General features: G+C 49.6%; 11 protein-coding genes. 2 read left to right on the top strand and 9 right to left on the bottom strand.

Translation table 11 applies throughout. From position 1 onward, the window contains the following. Positions 1-36 precede the first annotated feature (36 nt). On the bottom strand, positions 37-777 hold the full coding sequence (locus H70357_RS09165; RefSeq protein WP_038588198.1) for an alpha/beta fold hydrolase: 741 nt from the start codon (positions 775-777) through the stop codon (positions 37-39). Between the two features lie 193 nt (positions 778-970). Between H70357_RS09165 and H70357_RS09160 the strand changes: the two genes are divergently transcribed. Beyond that, positions 971-2,011 (top strand): acyltransferase family protein, encoded by a 1,041-nt coding sequence (locus tag H70357_RS09160; protein ID WP_038588195.1) that lies wholly within the window; start codon positions 971-973, stop codon positions 2,009-2,011. A gap of 201 nt (positions 2,012-2,212) precedes the next feature. Here the strand turns inward: H70357_RS09160 and H70357_RS09155 are convergent, their stop codons facing one another. From H70357_RS09155 to H70357_RS09120, 8 genes are all read right to left on the bottom strand, one after another. Continuing rightward, a complete protein-coding gene (locus H70357_RS09155; RefSeq protein ID WP_038588192.1) occupies positions 2,213-3,160 on the bottom strand; it encodes an ArsR/SmtB family transcription factor in 948 nt (315 codons plus the stop codon). Between the two features lie 45 nt (positions 3,161-3,205). After that, positions 3,206-4,630 carry a family 43 glycosylhydrolase gene (locus H70357_RS09150; RefSeq protein ID WP_038588190.1) on the bottom strand — a complete coding sequence of 475 codons (1,425 nt, stop codon included), beginning with the start codon at positions 4,628-4,630 and terminating at the stop codon, positions 3,206-3,208. A 37-nt stretch (positions 4,631-4,667) separates the two neighbouring features. Next, a complete protein-coding gene (locus H70357_RS09145) occupies positions 4,668-6,416 on the bottom strand; it encodes a glycoside hydrolase family 2 protein (protein WP_038588187.1) in 1,749 nt (582 codons plus the stop codon). Positions 6,417-6,439: 23 nt separating this feature from the next. Beyond that, positions 6,440-8,227: a glycoside hydrolase family 2 protein gene (locus H70357_RS09140; RefSeq protein WP_038588184.1), complete on the bottom strand. Its 1,788-nt coding sequence runs from the start codon at positions 8,225-8,227 to the stop codon at positions 6,440-6,442. A 55-nt stretch (positions 8,228-8,282) separates the two neighbouring features. Beyond that, on the bottom strand, positions 8,283-9,218 hold the full coding sequence (locus tag H70357_RS09135; RefSeq protein WP_038588181.1) for a carbohydrate ABC transporter permease: 936 nt from the start codon (positions 9,216-9,218) through the stop codon (positions 8,283-8,285). 15 nt (positions 9,219-9,233) lie between these two features. Then, positions 9,234-10,133: an ABC transporter permease gene (locus H70357_RS09130; protein WP_038588178.1), complete on the bottom strand. Its 900-nt coding sequence runs from the start codon at positions 10,131-10,133 to the stop codon at positions 9,234-9,236. A gap of 11 nt (positions 10,134-10,144) precedes the next feature. Then, positions 10,145-11,890 (bottom strand): extracellular solute-binding protein, encoded by a 1,746-nt coding sequence (locus H70357_RS09125; protein ID WP_038588176.1) that lies wholly within the window; start codon positions 11,888-11,890, stop codon positions 10,145-10,147. Between the two features lie 449 nt (positions 11,891-12,339). Further along, a complete protein-coding gene (locus H70357_RS09120) occupies positions 12,340-13,293 on the bottom strand; it encodes a glycoside hydrolase family 43 protein (RefSeq protein ID WP_038588173.1) in 954 nt (317 codons plus the stop codon). Between the two features lie 547 nt (positions 13,294-13,840). Here H70357_RS09120 and ilvD point away from each other — a divergent pair. Beyond that, positions 13,841-15,526, top strand: coding sequence for a dihydroxy-acid dehydratase (ilvD, locus tag H70357_RS09115; protein WP_038588170.1), 1,686 nt, complete (start codon positions 13,841-13,843; stop codon positions 15,524-15,526). The last annotated feature ends 428 nt before the right edge of the window (positions 15,527-15,954 follow it).

The raw sequence follows: 15,954 nt of genomic DNA, 5'->3' as shown, positions 1-15,954 counted from the left end.
TCCTCTCATCTATCTATAGCCATGATGACTAGCCCGCTACCGCAGATTCCCCATCCAGTCCAGCATCGTTCGTGCTGTACGGGCCTGCTGATCATCCTCGGTAATCGTTGCTGTACCGTCACCTTTTTGTGGCCCATAACTTCCAAACTGGGCATGATTTCCACCCATAATCGAGAAATATACCGTATTGCCCGGCAGATAGGAACGTCCCTCGTTGTATTTGTCCCTGTCAACAACCTCATCCTCCGTACCAAGCAGGGATAATACGGACAATGTAGTGTCCTTCAGACTACCTTTCTCATCTGGATAGGAAGCGAGAAAAAAAACACCCTTCAGCTGATCCGGATGCTCTGACGCATAACGGGACGCCATCACACCGCCCAGCGAATGACCGCCGAGCACAAATGACTGCTTGGGATGCACGCGGATGATTTCATCTGCGGCATCGCCCTTGATGACCGCGAGATTCAGCGGCATCCGGGCTATATAGAATGGATGCCCGGCAGCGGCAATCCGTTTGGCCAGCGGGGCATAAGCCTCCGCTTCCACCAATGCACCGGGGTAAAAAATCACTGCCGTCCCCAGAATGACCGTGGGCTCGAAAGAGATCCAGTTGTCGTTCTGCTCAACAGACACACCTCCGGCGGACACTAGCGCAGACTCGGCCTTCTCTGCCGGAGTATAAGGGGTTAAGTATTTCCACAAGAGCAACCCCGCCACAATTAAAAACAAAAGCAGTGCTATGAGGATGCTGCGTCTGGTGATTTTTTTTTTCAATAGTGTTCACTCCCGGGTACTGCATACAAAAATTATAGAGGAATCAAGTAAATCAAACAACCTTCAACACATCGCCACAATTGAGTCTAATGATAGCGCTTACCATTGTGATGTATTTCACAATTTATTCTTCGAAAATCTTGTATTTTAAAATTAAAGTAATTTCCACAGTGCATAATTTGGAGGTTAGGTCATGACCAGGGAAAACACGCTGGAAACGCGCGGAGAAACTTTTTTCCTTAACCTGCGTTTCATGCTTATTGTTACCGTATTTGTAGGCAACGCCATTGAACCTTTAATTAGCCGCATGGATGGAATGCACAGTCTTTATCTGTGGATCTTCAGCTTTCATATGCCGCTCTTCGTGCTCGTAACAGGCTATTTCGCCAGAAAGAGCCTCACCGGGTCCGCAGGCCGCAAGGTGCTGCTGCAGATCGCAATGCAATATCTTATTTTTCAAAGCCTATACTCAGCACTGGACGTTTCCCTCTTCCATGTATCCAATATCCATCATTCCTTCTTCGCCCCTTATCTGCTCCTATGGTTCCTGGCCAGTCATGCCTGCTGGCGTCTCCTGATGCTGGGGATGGGCAAATGGTCCCGAGCGGCACAAATCGCCTTCGCCGTAGCGGCGGGAGTGGCCGTCGGATATTTGCAGCTTGACGGGGTCTGGTTCAGCATCAGCCGCACCTTCGTATATTTACCCTTCTTCGTAATCGGCTATCATTTTTCATTCAGTACCTTTGCCAAATGGGTTCAGAAGTATGTCAAAATTGCCGCAGCCGCATTCTCTGTCCTCATTTTTGCCCTCCTGGCAGTACTGGGCTCCGGGTTTCCAATGGGCTGGCTGTACGGAAGCATGACTTATATGCAGCTTGGGGCAGGCGAATGGTATGCGGGTCTGTACCGGCTGGCAGTCTACGCTCTGCAAATCACCGCTTCCCTGGCTTTTCTGGGCTGGGTGCCTTACCAAGTTAGCCGTATGACTGACTGGGGCCGCCGCACACTCTATGTCTTTCTGCTGCATGGCTTTATCGTACGTTTGGCCGCCATTTCCGGAGTCTACGCCTATATCGGCAACGCCGCCGGGACAACTCTTCTGCTGCTCTGCGCAATCCTCTCTACGGTGCTGCTGGCCCAGCCCGGGGTAAAACGTCTGCTTCACCCGATTGTCGAGCCTTCTGTCGACTGGATGATCACCCTGCAGCGGACCGCCCTGCGCCGCACACCCTGACTCTAGCGTGCTATAGAGGAAGCAAGCTCCGTCTTCTAACGATACGCACAGCTGTTATTTCCTTATTGAATAGTGAACATTCGCGGAACGTCCACTCAAGCTTTTACCTATGATCTTTCGCAACAATAAAAGGGGGTGTCTTAAAAGCCAATTCATTCACGGCTTTTAAGACACCCCCTTGATGATGGAGAGTAGATAGAGCTACAGGTTTGCTTCATCCTGCTCCATCGTATATTTCACATGCATTATTATATGTTGTTCGTAATCTCCAAATTGGCGGCCAAACAGGTTCAACCCGCCCTGATGAACAGCATCGGGGTTGATTCCAATGCGCAGCCGCAATTTAGGGCTCCGGTTAATCAGAAGATCATCTAAGGTAATACCCGACACCTTCTCCATATCGAGTGTCGTCTTTTCATGGTCAACACGCCAGGTCTTGAGAAACCCGTATTGTGTGGATCCATCCCACCACCAATTCGGATTCAGTTTGCCGCGCCGGTCACCGAAATCACCGGGACTGGTCCACATGCCGATCTCTGAACCATTCACCCATACGGATATGTTCGAAGGCCAGTTCTGATCATAATTCGGAGCTTCGGAACACATCTCCATAGACAGCTCAAGCGATTCAATCCGCGCTCCGGAGGGGATATCCATAGGCAGCAAATATTCCAGGAACCCTTTGCGGAGCCAGATCAGCTGTGCGTTGACATGTTTGGGGTGATAAAAGCTCGACGGTTCATCTTCTTTAATAATAAGGCCCTCGCTATTCGCCATCCCGCATGTAGGAGATACCTCACAATCGCTGTAATGGCCGATCGGCATCTCTACTTCATAGACATGGGTTACTCCCGTCGGCATTGGCTCTTTCAGATTCAAGGCAATGTGGAGATCATCGTAATTCCTGCTGCAGACTTTCATCGCCCCGCGGGAGGCCGGAACTAATTCTGTATGAATTAACTCAGCTGCTTCCAATACTTTGATATTGCTCGCAACCGTCGAAACCGGAAGCTTCAGCTTCTCGGCTATTTCGATAATATTTAAGTTTTTAGAGTTTAAGAGCCGAAGAATATCAACCCTGGAACGGGTGGATAAGGCATGGGTCACCGTGACCAGTTTGTCCGGGTCATTTAAGCTAAGTTCCAGCACAATTCAGCTCTCCTTATTTCCTAATCATTATACTTATCTTACTTCTTAATGAATTGAAAAACAATTAAGTCTGCTGTTCACAGGTTTGATATCAATGAAATCAATTTCTCCGTATCCTTCGCCTTTCGCAAACCGGATCTTATTCTGTCCTGCCTTCAGTTGTACCCGGGCTGTGGACAGCCCCCAGTTCTCCCAGCCTTTATTGGTGATGTAAAACGGGCTGGAAGGTCCTGAATTGACACTAAGCTGAAGATTGGACCAATTCCAGCCAGCCGTTCCGTTCGCCGTCCGGGCCAAAAGAATATATTCGCCTGCAGATGCCGCCCGAACTGAAAATTCCACGTAGCTCGCCGCTGTATCCAGATGACCCGCTTTAAGACCTCCCGAGCCCTTGCGACTGGCTGAGGCATAAGCCTCTCCACCAAATATCCCCTCTTCCCCTTCATAACGGAAATGAGGGGCTTCGCCGGAGGGCAAAGCAATCGGGTGATCAGGATCTGCGGGAGCACCGAGATTAGGCGTCTGGTCGGCATTCCAGCTGAAGGGCTGCGTGCGAACCTCGCGGTTCCATCCGGCTCCCCTGGATTTGGCGACATGGTAGACGATCCAGTCCTCCGTGCCGTCTACAGATGTAGTAAACGAATGATGCCCCGGCCCGTAAAGTCCGTTTGCTGAACTGAATATAGGCTGGCTGCGTTTAACCCATGATGCGGGATTCATTAGATCACTGGATGTGTCCGCTGTGATCAGTCCCAGACAGTAATCATCGGTCCAGCTTCCGCTTGCCGAATAGACCAGACTGATGACACCCCCGCGCACTATCACCTGCGGGCCTTCATTTACATGCGGGGAATGGTTGGTTTCCCAGCTATGGGTGGGTCTTGAAATCTCTACGCGGCCGGAATCAATCGTCCAAGGATTGCTCATATGGGCAATGTAGAGATTTTGCCGCACATTGACATCGCCCTCCCAGCCCGACCAGATAAAATACAGCTCGCCATTCACTTGCAGCACAGTGCCGTCTATAGCCCATTTGTCGGCCGCATCTGTGATCCGGCCCTTAAACTGCCAGGTTCCCGTTGTCGGATCGGCGGAGGTATTCTCCATGACATACATCCGGTGGTTCACATTGTCTCCGTCGTCCATCGCGTAGTAGATGTACCAGGCCCCGTTAATATAATGCAGCTCAGGTGCCCATATGCCGCTGCCGCCTGTATTCACAACCTTAGTGGGAGCAGCATCTATCGTAGTCAGCTGGGCGGACTTCCAGAGGGTAACATTGCCGCCGGTTGTTTTGGTGAAATAGTAGAACCCGTCTGTATGCTTATAAACCCACGGGTCCGCTCCATCCTGCATGACTACGTTGTAGAAGTTGTTATGGCTGGGGACGGCATATGTCTCCTGACCCATTGGAAGAATAAGGAGTACGCCTATGGCCAGCAGCCACTTATTGCGGACATTTCCCTTCATAACCCTTCACGTTCCTTTCGGATGATGTTAGAAGGCTCTACTCTTCGATGGCTGCCTTACGCGAATTGATGCGGCGAATCAATTCGGGATCAAATTTCGGCTGCCGGTCATAGGTATACAGGCCGTTCACTTCCTGCTCCACGTCATATAGCTGGGTATAGCAGAAGCCGAACATCATCGGATGATCCAGCAGAACCTGGGTCAGTCCCTCGTAGCGTTCAATAAAAGCTTCTTCAGTTGCCGGCCGGTCCCCATAACCCCAGGACTTCTCGTCTTTCTGCTGCGGATTCCACCAAATTCCGCCGTACTCGCTGATGAAATAAGGCTGGCCTTCATACGTTTGCCGGTCCGGGAAGGTATTGAACACTTCTCCGCCATCCTTCATCGGTTCATATCTTTCCCGGAATGTCTGCGGGTTCTGATCATAATCATGCAGATCAAAAATATCCGTCACCACATGGAAATTGCCGCTTGTATCAATTACAGGACGCGTCGGGTCCATTCGTTTCGTAACCTCGTATACAATCCGCAGCACATCGTTATTTTGCTTGGTGCCGTCTCTGTCCCAAGTCTCGTTAAAAGGACACCAGCCGATTAGCGCAGGATGATTGTAATCCCGCTGCATGCCCTCAAGCCATTCCGGAAGGAATCGGGCCAAGCTCTCCGCTCCAGTGATATTCAGCCCCCAATTCGCATGCTCTCCCCATACCAGATACCCTAATTGGTCTGCCCAATACAGAAAACGCGGCTCGAAAATCTTCTCATGAAGTCTCGCACCATTAAAGCCCAGTCCCATGGAGATTTCGATGTCTTTGCGCAGATCCTCATCGCCTGGAGCGGTATAGATCCCCTCCGGATAAAATCCCTGATCCAGCACAAGACGCTGAAACACCGGTTTTCCGTTGATCAGGAATTTCATTCCATCCAGTAATACGGTTCTGAGGCCAAAATAAGAATCGACGGTATCGGTCTCCCGGCCCTGTGTATGCAGGGACAGCTTCAGGCCATACAGTCTGGCGTTGCCAACCTCCCACAAGTGAACCTCCGAGAGCGGAAGGGTAAGTTTTACGGAGTGTCCGGAGACAAGGACACGGGTCTCCCCAACGGATCTGCTGTCATACAGAGCAGAAGCGGTAAGTATGCCTCCCGATACATTTCCGTGCACCTTGACTTCGAGATGCACGCAAGCATTGTCGGGATCAGGGACAACCTTCATGTCCGACAAATAAACGTCGGGCACCTGCTCAAGCCAAACTGTCTGCCAGATCCCCGTAGTACGTGTGTAGTCGCAGCCATGCGAGTGGAACATTTCACTTTGTTTGCCCCGCGGCTGGCGCCCGGAACGGACATCGTCTTCAGCATAGACGGAAATGACATTTCCGCCTGGCAACAGATTGGAGGTAATATCAAAGCTGAACGAAGTGTACCCGCCGCGGTGCGTGCCTACGGAGACTCCGTTAACCCATACCTCCGCCATGTAATCAACTGCACCAAAATGCAGCAGCGTTCTGCCATTGGTCCAGTTCTCCGGCAAAGTAAGCTCCCGTTTATACCATACGGCTGCCATAAAATCTGTATATTCTACGCCGGACAGCTTGCTTTCCGGACAGAAGGGAACCGTTATCGTTCCCGAGAGATCATGTCCTTTGTCATGGTAACCGCGTTCTTTTCCGCTTTTGCCATGATCAATCTCAAATTGCCATTGACCGTTCAGATTGATCCACTCGGTCCGGACAAAGTCGGGACGGGGATATTCAGGACGGGGAAGCGTTGGTAGATGCGCCATTGTGTAGCTCCTTTTGTGAAATATTATTTATTATGGATAAACATCATAATATTGCGAATGGCTTCAAGCGGCGCTTTGGGCGTTCTGTCGTAAGTGAGCAACCCATTGATTTCCTGTTCGACATCTGTCAGCTGGGTATAGCAGTAGCCTTGAATCACCGGTGAAGTGAACATCGGGTCCACCACTGCCTTAAGCTTAATCAGGAAGTCCTCCTCATTCTCTGCTCCCGAGTAACCCCAGCCCTCCCAGTCACTTTTCTTAAAGGCAATCCCGCCAAACTCCGATACAAGAATCGGCTGGCCTTGATAGGAAGCTCCGCCGACAAATATTTTACGGTTCGCCGGCATCGCATTCACGGCGGATTCTGCCGTGGCATATCTTTTTTCCAGCACTTCCTGGCGACTTTCATAGTCATGAATGGTTACCAGATCCGTAGTCATATGCTCCCAACCATCGTTATAGATAACGGGTCTCATCTCATCCAAAGATTTTGTTAAATGATACATTGCCAGTCCGTGCTGCTGCTGGCGTGTATCAATCTGGACATTGGGAACTCCCCAGCTCTCATTCAGCGGAACCCAGGCCACGATGCTTGGGTGATTATAGTCCCGCTCAATAATCTCCTGCCATTCGCTGGTGTACCGCCGGACATACTCTTCAGAATATTCATAGGCATTGGCTGCTTCACTCCAGACGAGCAGGCCAAGCTTGTCGCACCAGTACAGGAAACGGGGATCTTCTGTCTTCTGGTGTTTTCTTACTCCGTTAAATCCCATTTCCTTCGCCAGTTCTACATCACGCTTCAAGGCTTCGTCCGTAGGCGCGGTTAGAATTCCCTCCGGGAAGTATCCCTGATCCAGCACCAGTCTCTGGAAATACGGGCGGTTATTCAGGCACAGCCTGCCGTCCTCAATAGACACCTTGCGCATGCCGAAATAACTCGCAGCCTCATCGACTACCTCGCTATTCCGAAGCAGCTCGAATTGAATGTCATACAAATTCGGATGCTCGGGGCTCCATAGGCGTCCAAGACCATGATCCGTAAAATCACCCAGTCCGAGGGTCCGATGCTGCTCGGCATTCCTGATCGCGTATTGATCTTCCGCAATCACTTCACCGCTATACGATACCGTTATGCGAAGTTTAAGCTCATCGGCAGCCTTAAACCCCTGGAGGAATGTCCGGATGCGGATTTCATTGCGGTCAATGTCAGGCGTCAGCCTAGTTTTGCTCAGATGTACCGCTGACAACGGTTCGATCCAGACACTCTGCCAGATTCCGGTCGTGCGGGTATAGAAGATGGCAGCGGACTGTTCCAGCCAGTATTGCTTGCCCCGCGGCAAGGTTACATCCCGGCTGAAATCTTCCGCCCGCAGCACAATCGTGTTGCTTCCTTTAATCAGCGACGGTGTGATATCTGCCTGAAACGGCGTATGACCGCCTGCATGTGACGCCACCAGTTGCCCATTTACCCAGACTTTTGCCAAATAATCCACTGCACCGAAATGAAGGACAAGCCGCTTGCCGTCCCAAGCCTCCGGGACCTCGAAGCTTCTCCTATACCACACCACATCATGAAAAGAGGGATCTTCAATGCCGCTCAGCTTGCTCTGAAAAGCAAAGGGCACTTGGATGGTTTCTGTAAATAAAGCGGGAGCACCAGCCAGGTACCATCGTTCATCCTCACCAACCCGTTCATCATCAAAACTAAAATCCCATTCTCCGTTCAAGCTCAGCCACTCTCTGCGGAGAAACTCGGGCCTTGGATACTCCGGACGCGGAACTTGTGTATTGCTTGCCTCTGTCAACATGGTGTACTTCACTCCTGTTTATTAATTTCTATTTCATTTTATATAGTCTATTGCCTCATCCTTTGATCGAACCTACGTAAACCCCTTTAACAAAGTATTTTTGCAGGAATGGATATACCATTAATATAGGAAGCGTAGAAACGACAATCGCACAATATTTAACGAGTTCACGGAAAGCCGTTTGGCTCTGCGCACTGTCGATGACTACCCCGCCCGCACTGCCGATTGATGTTGCGGTTGCGTCATTGGCTACTAATATTTCCTTCATTAATAACTGCAGCGGGAACAGCTCTCTGTCTTTTAGCAGCACCATCGCATTAAACCAGGAGTTCCAATTCCCGACAAGGTAGTATAAAAAGATTACGGCCAGTGTGGCTTTGGACAAGGGCAGAATGACTTTCGTTAGAATATGGGCCTGGCTCGCCCCGTCAATCGTAGCCGCTTCTTCCAATTCCTGCGGAATGGCTTGAAAGCTGGTCCGTAAGATAATGATGTTCCATGTGCTTAAAGCGCTTGGCAAAATCATGGCCCACAAATTATTGTATAAGCCGATATCCTTCATTAATAAGAACCAGGGAATCAGCCCTCCGCCAAAAAACATGGTGATCGTAATCAGGATCATGATAAAGTTTTTGAAGTATAAATCTCTCCTGGATAACACATAGGCACCCAGTATGGTCATGATCATATTGACTAACGTGCCTAACCCTACATAGATAATCGTGTTTTTGTACCCGTTGATCAGACTGTTATCTTTAAACACCAGCTTATAGCCGTCCAAAGTGAATCCCAGCGGTCTCAGCAAAATTCCTTTATGAGCCACTAAGGAGCCCGGGTCGCTGACGGAAGCAAACAAGATATGCAGGATAGGATAAAAGCACACCAGCGTTAATGCGGTTAATAAGGCATACAGGGTGAAATCGAATATTCTGTCCCCTGTGGATCTATGCTTCCTGATTTTTTTCTTTTTAGGCTGCAGGTTATCTTTCATGGCTGTCCCTCTTTCTTACCATAAGCTGACCTCGGATCTGCGTTTGGCTATTCTATTGGTCATCCACAGCAGCCCGAAGTTAACGATCGAACTGATTAATCCCACGGCCGTAGAATAACTGAGACTGGCTTCTCTTAAGCCGCGGCGGTAAACATAGGATGCAATGACATCAGCAGTATCGTAGATCAGAGGATTGTACAGCAGGATAATTTTTTCGTAACCGGATGACATTAACCCGCCGATTGCAAAAATAAAAAGAATGATAATGACCGGACTGATCTGAGGCAGCGTAATATGCCACATTTTCTTTATCCGTCCTACGCCATCAATTTCAGCCGCCTCATATAACGAAGTATCAATGGAGCTCATCGCGGCGAGATAAATGATGCTGTCCCAGCCGATGCTCTGCCAAATGCCGGAGAACGTATAAATCGGCCGGAAGAAAGAAGAATAGCCAAGCAGTGAGGAGTACTCTTTTCCGGTTACAAATTGAAGGATTTGTGTAATGATCCCCTCATCTGCGGCAAAAATATGAATGATCCCGCATACAACCACCAGTGAAATAAAGTGAGGCATATAGGTAATGGTTTGAACGGTTTTCTTAAACTTGGCCCCGCGGATTTCATTCAGCATTAAAGCTAGAATAATCGGCGCGGTAAATCCGAAGGCGATCCCCCAAACATTCAAAAGCAGGGTATTCTTAACGACTCTCCAAAAATACGGCCCTTGGAAAAAATCAATAAAATGCTTAAACCCTACCCAGTCGCTCTCGCTGAACCCCAGCAAGGGCTTGAAGTCCTTGAAGGCGATCAGAACTCCCCACATGGGCCCGTAGCAGAAGATCAGAAACCACGCAACTACAGGAACAGCCAACAGATAGACAAACCAGTTCTTCTTCAAATCCTTCTGGATCATGAAACAACCACCTATCGTTTGTTATATCGATCCAAGGCTGCCTGATGGATACTTAAAAATTCGTCCAGTCCCATACTCTGAGCTTCCTTCAAAAATTTATCATAGGCATCAACCGGCATTTCACCCATTATGATTTTTGCAAAATACTCTCCACGGAGTGTCGACAGCTGGTTGCCAAGCTCGGCTTCCCGTGAGGCTTCATCTTTGGTAAAGGAAATCGGCGGCATTGCCATGCTGGTATCCATATTTTCAGTCCAGAATTTCCGGATATCGCCGGAGTAGCTTCCTTTGGTGGCGATCAGCGGGTTGGCATGATGCTCATCACGGATATTCGGCCAGCTATGCATGCGGTATTTATATAAAGTAGTCGATACCGGCTGACCTTCAGGGTCCTTATAGATATAACTGTCCTCCGGATAATAAGGCATTCCCGTCTCATCTATCAGATGTACCTTTCCGTATTCGCCAAAGTTAATCAATTCCCAGCCCTTTTTGCTGAAATTGAAATCGAGCCAGGCCATTGCCGCTTCCACATTCTCGCTTTGGGTAGTGATCGCAGCTTCAGTCCCTGCCCTTTTAAAATTCTTGTACGTAGTGGCGGATTTATCCCCCTTGTTCAGAACCGGATTCAGTGCTCCCACAAAGTCGATATTGCTCTGCTCTTTCCAGTAGCTCCACATCGTATCCGGAGAATCCATCATCACAGCGGTGTCCCCCGAAATAGCGCTTGCCATTCTTTGGTTAAAGTCGGCCGTTGCCCAATCCGGGTTAAGCAATCCTTCTTTATTCCATTGCTGCATGGTCGACAGGTACTCTTTGGCTTTCGGCTGTGCCGGTCCCCAGGCCACTTTGCCGTTCTTATCGAGGAAGGTCCAATCCCATACTCCATATGCACCATTAATGATGCCGGTAAAGATTTGGCCGTAAGAGGATCCGTAATTAAGCGGTGCTTTGTAGCCGGCTTCCTTTGCTTTGGTCAAAAAGGTATGCCATTCATCAATCGTATTCGGAATTTCAAGCCCTGTTTTGTCCAGCGCCTCCTGCTTAATCAGTGTTCCAAACCAGGTCCATTCGGAATACGGGGCGATCCCGTAAAAGCCCAGCAGCTTGCCGTCGTCAGTGACTGTAGTTTTTCTTCTCGATTCATCGGAATTGCGCCATTTCGTATAGTTCGGTGCATTTTTTTCCATCAGATCTGTCAGATCGATATAAGCGCCGTCATTTACACCCGCTTCCAGACCGCCCGGATAACGTCCCGGCTCAATGATAATGTCCGGAAGATCACCCGAAGAAATCATCAAAGTAAAGGCGTCGGCTTCCTGGCCGATTGGCGGCGTGATGAAATTTACCTTGATTCCTGTTAATTGCTCCACCTGCTTTTGGACCACATGATTGTTCATATCCGGGATATTGGAATTTGCAGGCATCCAGACATCCAGAACAACGTCTCCTTTAACAGGATAAGCTGAATAATCGCTTGGAATCACTTCATCATAAACGTCGCCGAGGTATGTATCATTCAAGGAATGATTCACTTCGTCGGTTTGCTCCTGGGTTGGCGCTTTATTGCCGCGTATGTCTCCGCTGATATCTTTAAAAGCAACCGGGTCTTGTGCATTGGATGTGTTCTCTTTGTTGGAGTTACTGCTATTTCCGGCCCCATCTTCTGCCTTATTGCCACTGCATGCTGTTACAGTCGAAATGATCAGTACTAATACAAATAAAAGACTTAACTGACGCTTTGTATTGTTCTTCATACTTAACCTCCCGCTATAAAATAAGTCCCGCAATATCTTAGGCGAACCCAACGTTTGAAACCACGCTCCTTTGCACCATGCAGATTGCTCCCCTTTTACCTGTAAAATGATCAGACATAAAAATCATGCGATTGATACAGTTTTTCTGTATCTTAAGTCGAATTATAAGGATGTTGATCTTCATTGTCAACGCTTTCAAACAATATTTTTGTAATATTTTAAGTCTCAATTAAACAAATAATCCGGCCTACCAGACTCCTATTCGAGTGCGAAAGGGTTTTAAAAACCTATGATATACCTAGTAACGCTTGATAATCAGCCGTTTAATACGTTATTTACGGGAAAAATGTTTTCTGGACTTCAATTCGCATGAAAAGGCCATTTGTTACAATATTACTGTAACAAATGGCCTTTTCTATCTTGATTTTATATTTGTTTGATCCTAGGCTTTACTCACCCGACGGGACGGTCAAGGCATGAGTATCGCTATAGGGAACCCCGAAATCCGGTGTTCCATCCGGCTTCCACCCGAATTTCTGGATCCGGGTTGCCCGCAAAGCTACATCCGCTCCAGCGGCAGGAAGCGCATGATAGACGATCCAATCCTCCCGGTTATCGGGTGATCGGGTAAAGCTGTTATGTCCGGTAGCATAAATCCCGTTCTCCACACTTTTGCAAAATACAGGCAGCATCGATTTCTCCCATGATAGCGGTTCCATAGGATCAGAAGCTTCGCTCATTGTGAGCATACCCAGTGCATAATCCTCAGACCAGGTTGTGCTCGCCGAATATACCAGAAAAATGCGGCCGTTGCGCTGCAGGATCACCGGGCCTTCGTTAATGGCCATACCGCCTTGTTTCTCCCAAGACAAGGTTGGAGCGGTGAGCAGACGATGTTCCCCTGCGAGCGTCCAGGGATCGCTCATCCGCATAATGTAAACAGCTGATCCGTACTCAGGGAAATGACCATATCCCGCATACAGGAAATACAGCTCATTCCGCAGTCTCATCACCGTACCATCCAAGCCAGGAACAGGTGTCTGCAGCGCGCCTTTCCACACCCACTCCCCTTCCATCGGATCAGACTGTTCGTTCTCCAGCACGCAGATTCGGCGCGACTCATCGCCTCCGCCGTCATTGGCGGTGTAGTAGATATACCATTTGTTATCCAAGTGATGAATCTCCGGCGCCCACAGGTTGTAGCTGTAGCTGCCTCCCGGTTCGGGAGACCAGATTAATTTCTTACGGCCTTCCGCAAGACCGGTCAAAGTACTGGATTGGGTGAGTTCCAGACCTTTCGAGCGGGTAGACATGAAGTAGTAGCAGCCATCGGTATGTTTGAATACCCACGGGTCAGCTGAACTTGCTGCAATCGGATTAAAAAAGGTTGTACGCTGTGACATTTTCTTTCCTCCTCAGTGATATGATGGACAATCCCCGATCTTCCAGCACCTCCCATAAAAAGCTAAGTACCATCTTACTGAGCTCTCCTTAAGTTGTCTAGAGTGGGAGGAAAATACAATCCCGCTTGTCCGTCAGCTTCTTCCGGATTATAATCCCCTCTGGATGCACTTCCAAATAAATCCTCCCCCTCCGGGGATAGGCTTTTTCTGCGCCCCTCGGCCCATTGCGTCATCCGACAAACTTCACATTGTCCGGTAGAAAAAAGAGGCCTTTTGTGATAGACTCACTAATAACAATGGCTGGCTGCTATTCATGGCAGCTTACCGTTTAAGCTTAATCGGTCTTATTTTTTATAGAAACGGCTTCGCCCTACTTCTCTTTTAAGAAGCTGGACCCCGTTCTATCTATAAACCGCAGACACGCAGCTTTTGGGATTGTGATGCGTTAATGCGACACTATACGACACCAGGCAAAAACTTCCGTAGTGAGATTGGATACATTCACGGAAGCTGAAGCTAACAAACTTTTCAGGGGGGAAATTTCATTATGGCAGCCAAGAAAATGCGTTCAGACATGATTAAAAAAGGCTTTGACCGGGCTCCACACCGCAGTCTCCTGCGGGCAGCCGGAGTAAAAGAGGAGGATTTCGGCAAGCCGTTTATCGCGGTCTGCAATTCCTATATTGATATCGTTCCGGGTCATGTGCATCTTCAGGAGTTCGGCAAAATTGTTAAGGAAGCCATTCGTGAAGCTGGCGGCGTTCCCTTCGAATTCAATACGATCGGTGTAGATGACGGAATTGCGATGGGCCATATCGGTATGCGCTATTCGCTGCCAAGCCGCGAGATTATCGCCGACTCGCTGGAAACCGTCGTTTCCGCCCACTGGTTCGACGGCATGGTCTGCATTCCTAACTGTGATAAAATCACCCCGGGCATGATGATGGGCGCACTGCGCGTCAACATCCCGACTATCTTCGTCAGCGGCGGCCCGATGAAGGCCGGCGTAGACAGCAAAGGCAAGAAGTTATCCCTTACCTCTGTATTTGAAGGCGTAGGCGCCCATCAGGTCGGCAAGATCAATGATGCTGAGCTGCTGGAGCTTGAACAATTCGGCTGTCCGACCTGTGGCTCCTGTTCGGGCATGTTCACCGCCAACTCGATGAACTGCCTTGCGGAAGCGATGGGACTGGCGCTGCCGGGCAATGGTACAATCCTGGCTGTAGCGGAAGAACGCAGAGATTTTGTCCGCAAATCGGCAACCCAGCTCATGGAGCTGATCAAGCTGGATCTCAAACCACGCGACATCGTGACCCAGGAATCTCTGGACAACGCTTTTGCTTTGGACATGGCGATGGGCGGCTCCACCAACACCGTACTGCATACGCTGGCACTGGCTCAGGAAGCAGGCATCGACTATCCGCTGGAACGCATCAATGAAGTAGCGAACCGCGTGCCTTATCTGGCCAAACTGGCTCCGGCCTCCGATATCTTCATCGAGGATGTAGACCGGGCAGGCGGCGTAAGTGCCGTGCTGAACGAGCTGCTGAAGAAACCGGGAGCCATCTTCGGTGACTGCATGACCGTTACCGGCAAAACGCTGGCTGAAAATGTCCGTGGACATGAGATTCAAGATACCACGGTTATTCATACGCTGGACAACCCCTATTCCGAGGTTGGCGGTCTGTCCGTGCTTTACGGAAATCTTGCACCGGAAGGTTCCATCATCAAGGTCGGTGCCGTTGACGCCTCTGTAGGCGGCTACCATAAAGGCCCGGCAATCTGCTTCGATTCTCAGGAAGAAGCGCTGGAAGGGATCGCAAACGGCAAAGTGAAGGAAGGCCATGTCGTGGTTATCCGTTATGAAGGACCTAAGGGCGGTCCCGGCATGCCGGAAATGCTCGCACCGACTTCGCAGATCGTCGGCATGGGCCTTGGTGCCAAGGTCGGCCTGATCACCGATGGCCGCTTCTCGGGCGCGTCCCGCGGCATCAGCATCGGCCATATCTCTCCGGAGGCGGCTGAAGGCGGTCCGATCGCTTTTGTCGAAGATGGCGACATCATCGAGCTGGACCTCAACAACCGCAAGATCGAACTGCTGGTTGAGGAAGAAGTCCTTGCAGTCCGCCGCAGCGGCTGGAAAGAGTTCGAGCCGAAAGTCAAAACCGGCTATCTGGCCCGCTACTCCAAGCTTGTTACCAACGCCAGCAAGGGCGGCGTGTTGAAGATCTAATCAAGCTTTAAGGCATCAGCCTAATTATAGTTCAGACAAAAAGAGCAGTCCCCACTACGTATGTGGGGCTGCTCTTTTGTTTAGCTGATTCGATCATTTCTGTATGTAGTCCGCGTCCGGCGGATTCAGGTGCACTTCTCCCTCTCATTTCACTAGGGCGTGTCTTCAAACCGCTTCTCCGCCAAAACCGCTGCTGTATGCCCAAGTAATCATAGGTACAGTACCATTTTCTGATCACACGCGAAGAAAGGCATTTCACCAACAGGTAGTTTTTTTGCGGAGGCTTACGTCTCGGGGTTTCAGAGACTTCGCTCTTCTTCCGAAGGCGTGTGTGTGCGTCCGGAAAGTGTATTCCTCGCTCTGAGCACAAACGGACCGAGTTGCACTTATTTGGGGTTTTTAACCTGTTACAGGAGGACAACGGACTC

Origin of the sequence: Paenibacillus sp. FSL H7-0357, assembly GCF_000758525.1 — a bacterium.
In the GTDB taxonomy this organism is placed as follows: Bacteria; Bacillota; Bacilli; order Paenibacillales; family Paenibacillaceae; genus Paenibacillus_AQ.
This window is presented reverse-complemented; position numbering and strand designations above follow the sequence as displayed.

What these genes read in the sequence shown, in the direction of transcription:
- H70357_RS09135 (WP_038588181.1), bottom strand. Translation starts at nt 9,218, where the DNA reads ATGAAAGATAACCTGCAGCCTAAAAAGAAAAAAATCAGGAAGCATAGA.
- H70357_RS09150 (WP_038588190.1), bottom strand. Translation starts at nt 4,630, where the DNA reads ATGAAGGGAAATGTCCGCAATAAGTGGCTGCTGGCCATAGGCGTACTC.
- H70357_RS09130 (WP_038588178.1), bottom strand. Translation starts at nt 10,133, where the DNA reads ATGATCCAGAAGGATTTGAAGAAGAACTGGTTTGTCTATCTGTTGGCT.
- H70357_RS09120 (WP_038588173.1), bottom strand. Translation starts at nt 13,293, where the DNA reads ATGTCACAGCGTACAACCTTTTTTAATCCGATTGCAGCAAGTTCAGCT.
- H70357_RS09125 (WP_038588176.1), bottom strand. Translation starts at nt 11,890, where the DNA reads ATGAAGAACAATACAAAGCGTCAGTTAAGTCTTTTATTTGTATTAGTA.
- H70357_RS09160 (WP_038588195.1), top strand. Translation starts at nt 971, where the DNA reads ATGACCAGGGAAAACACGCTGGAAACGCGCGGAGAAACTTTTTTCCTT.
- H70357_RS09140 (WP_038588184.1), bottom strand. Translation starts at nt 8,227, where the DNA reads ATGTTGACAGAGGCAAGCAATACACAAGTTCCGCGTCCGGAGTATCCA.
- ilvD (WP_038588170.1), top strand. Translation starts at nt 13,841, where the DNA reads ATGGCAGCCAAGAAAATGCGTTCAGACATGATTAAAAAAGGCTTTGAC.
- H70357_RS09145 (WP_038588187.1), bottom strand. Translation starts at nt 6,416, where the DNA reads ATGGCGCATCTACCAACGCTTCCCCGTCCTGAATATCCCCGTCCCGAC.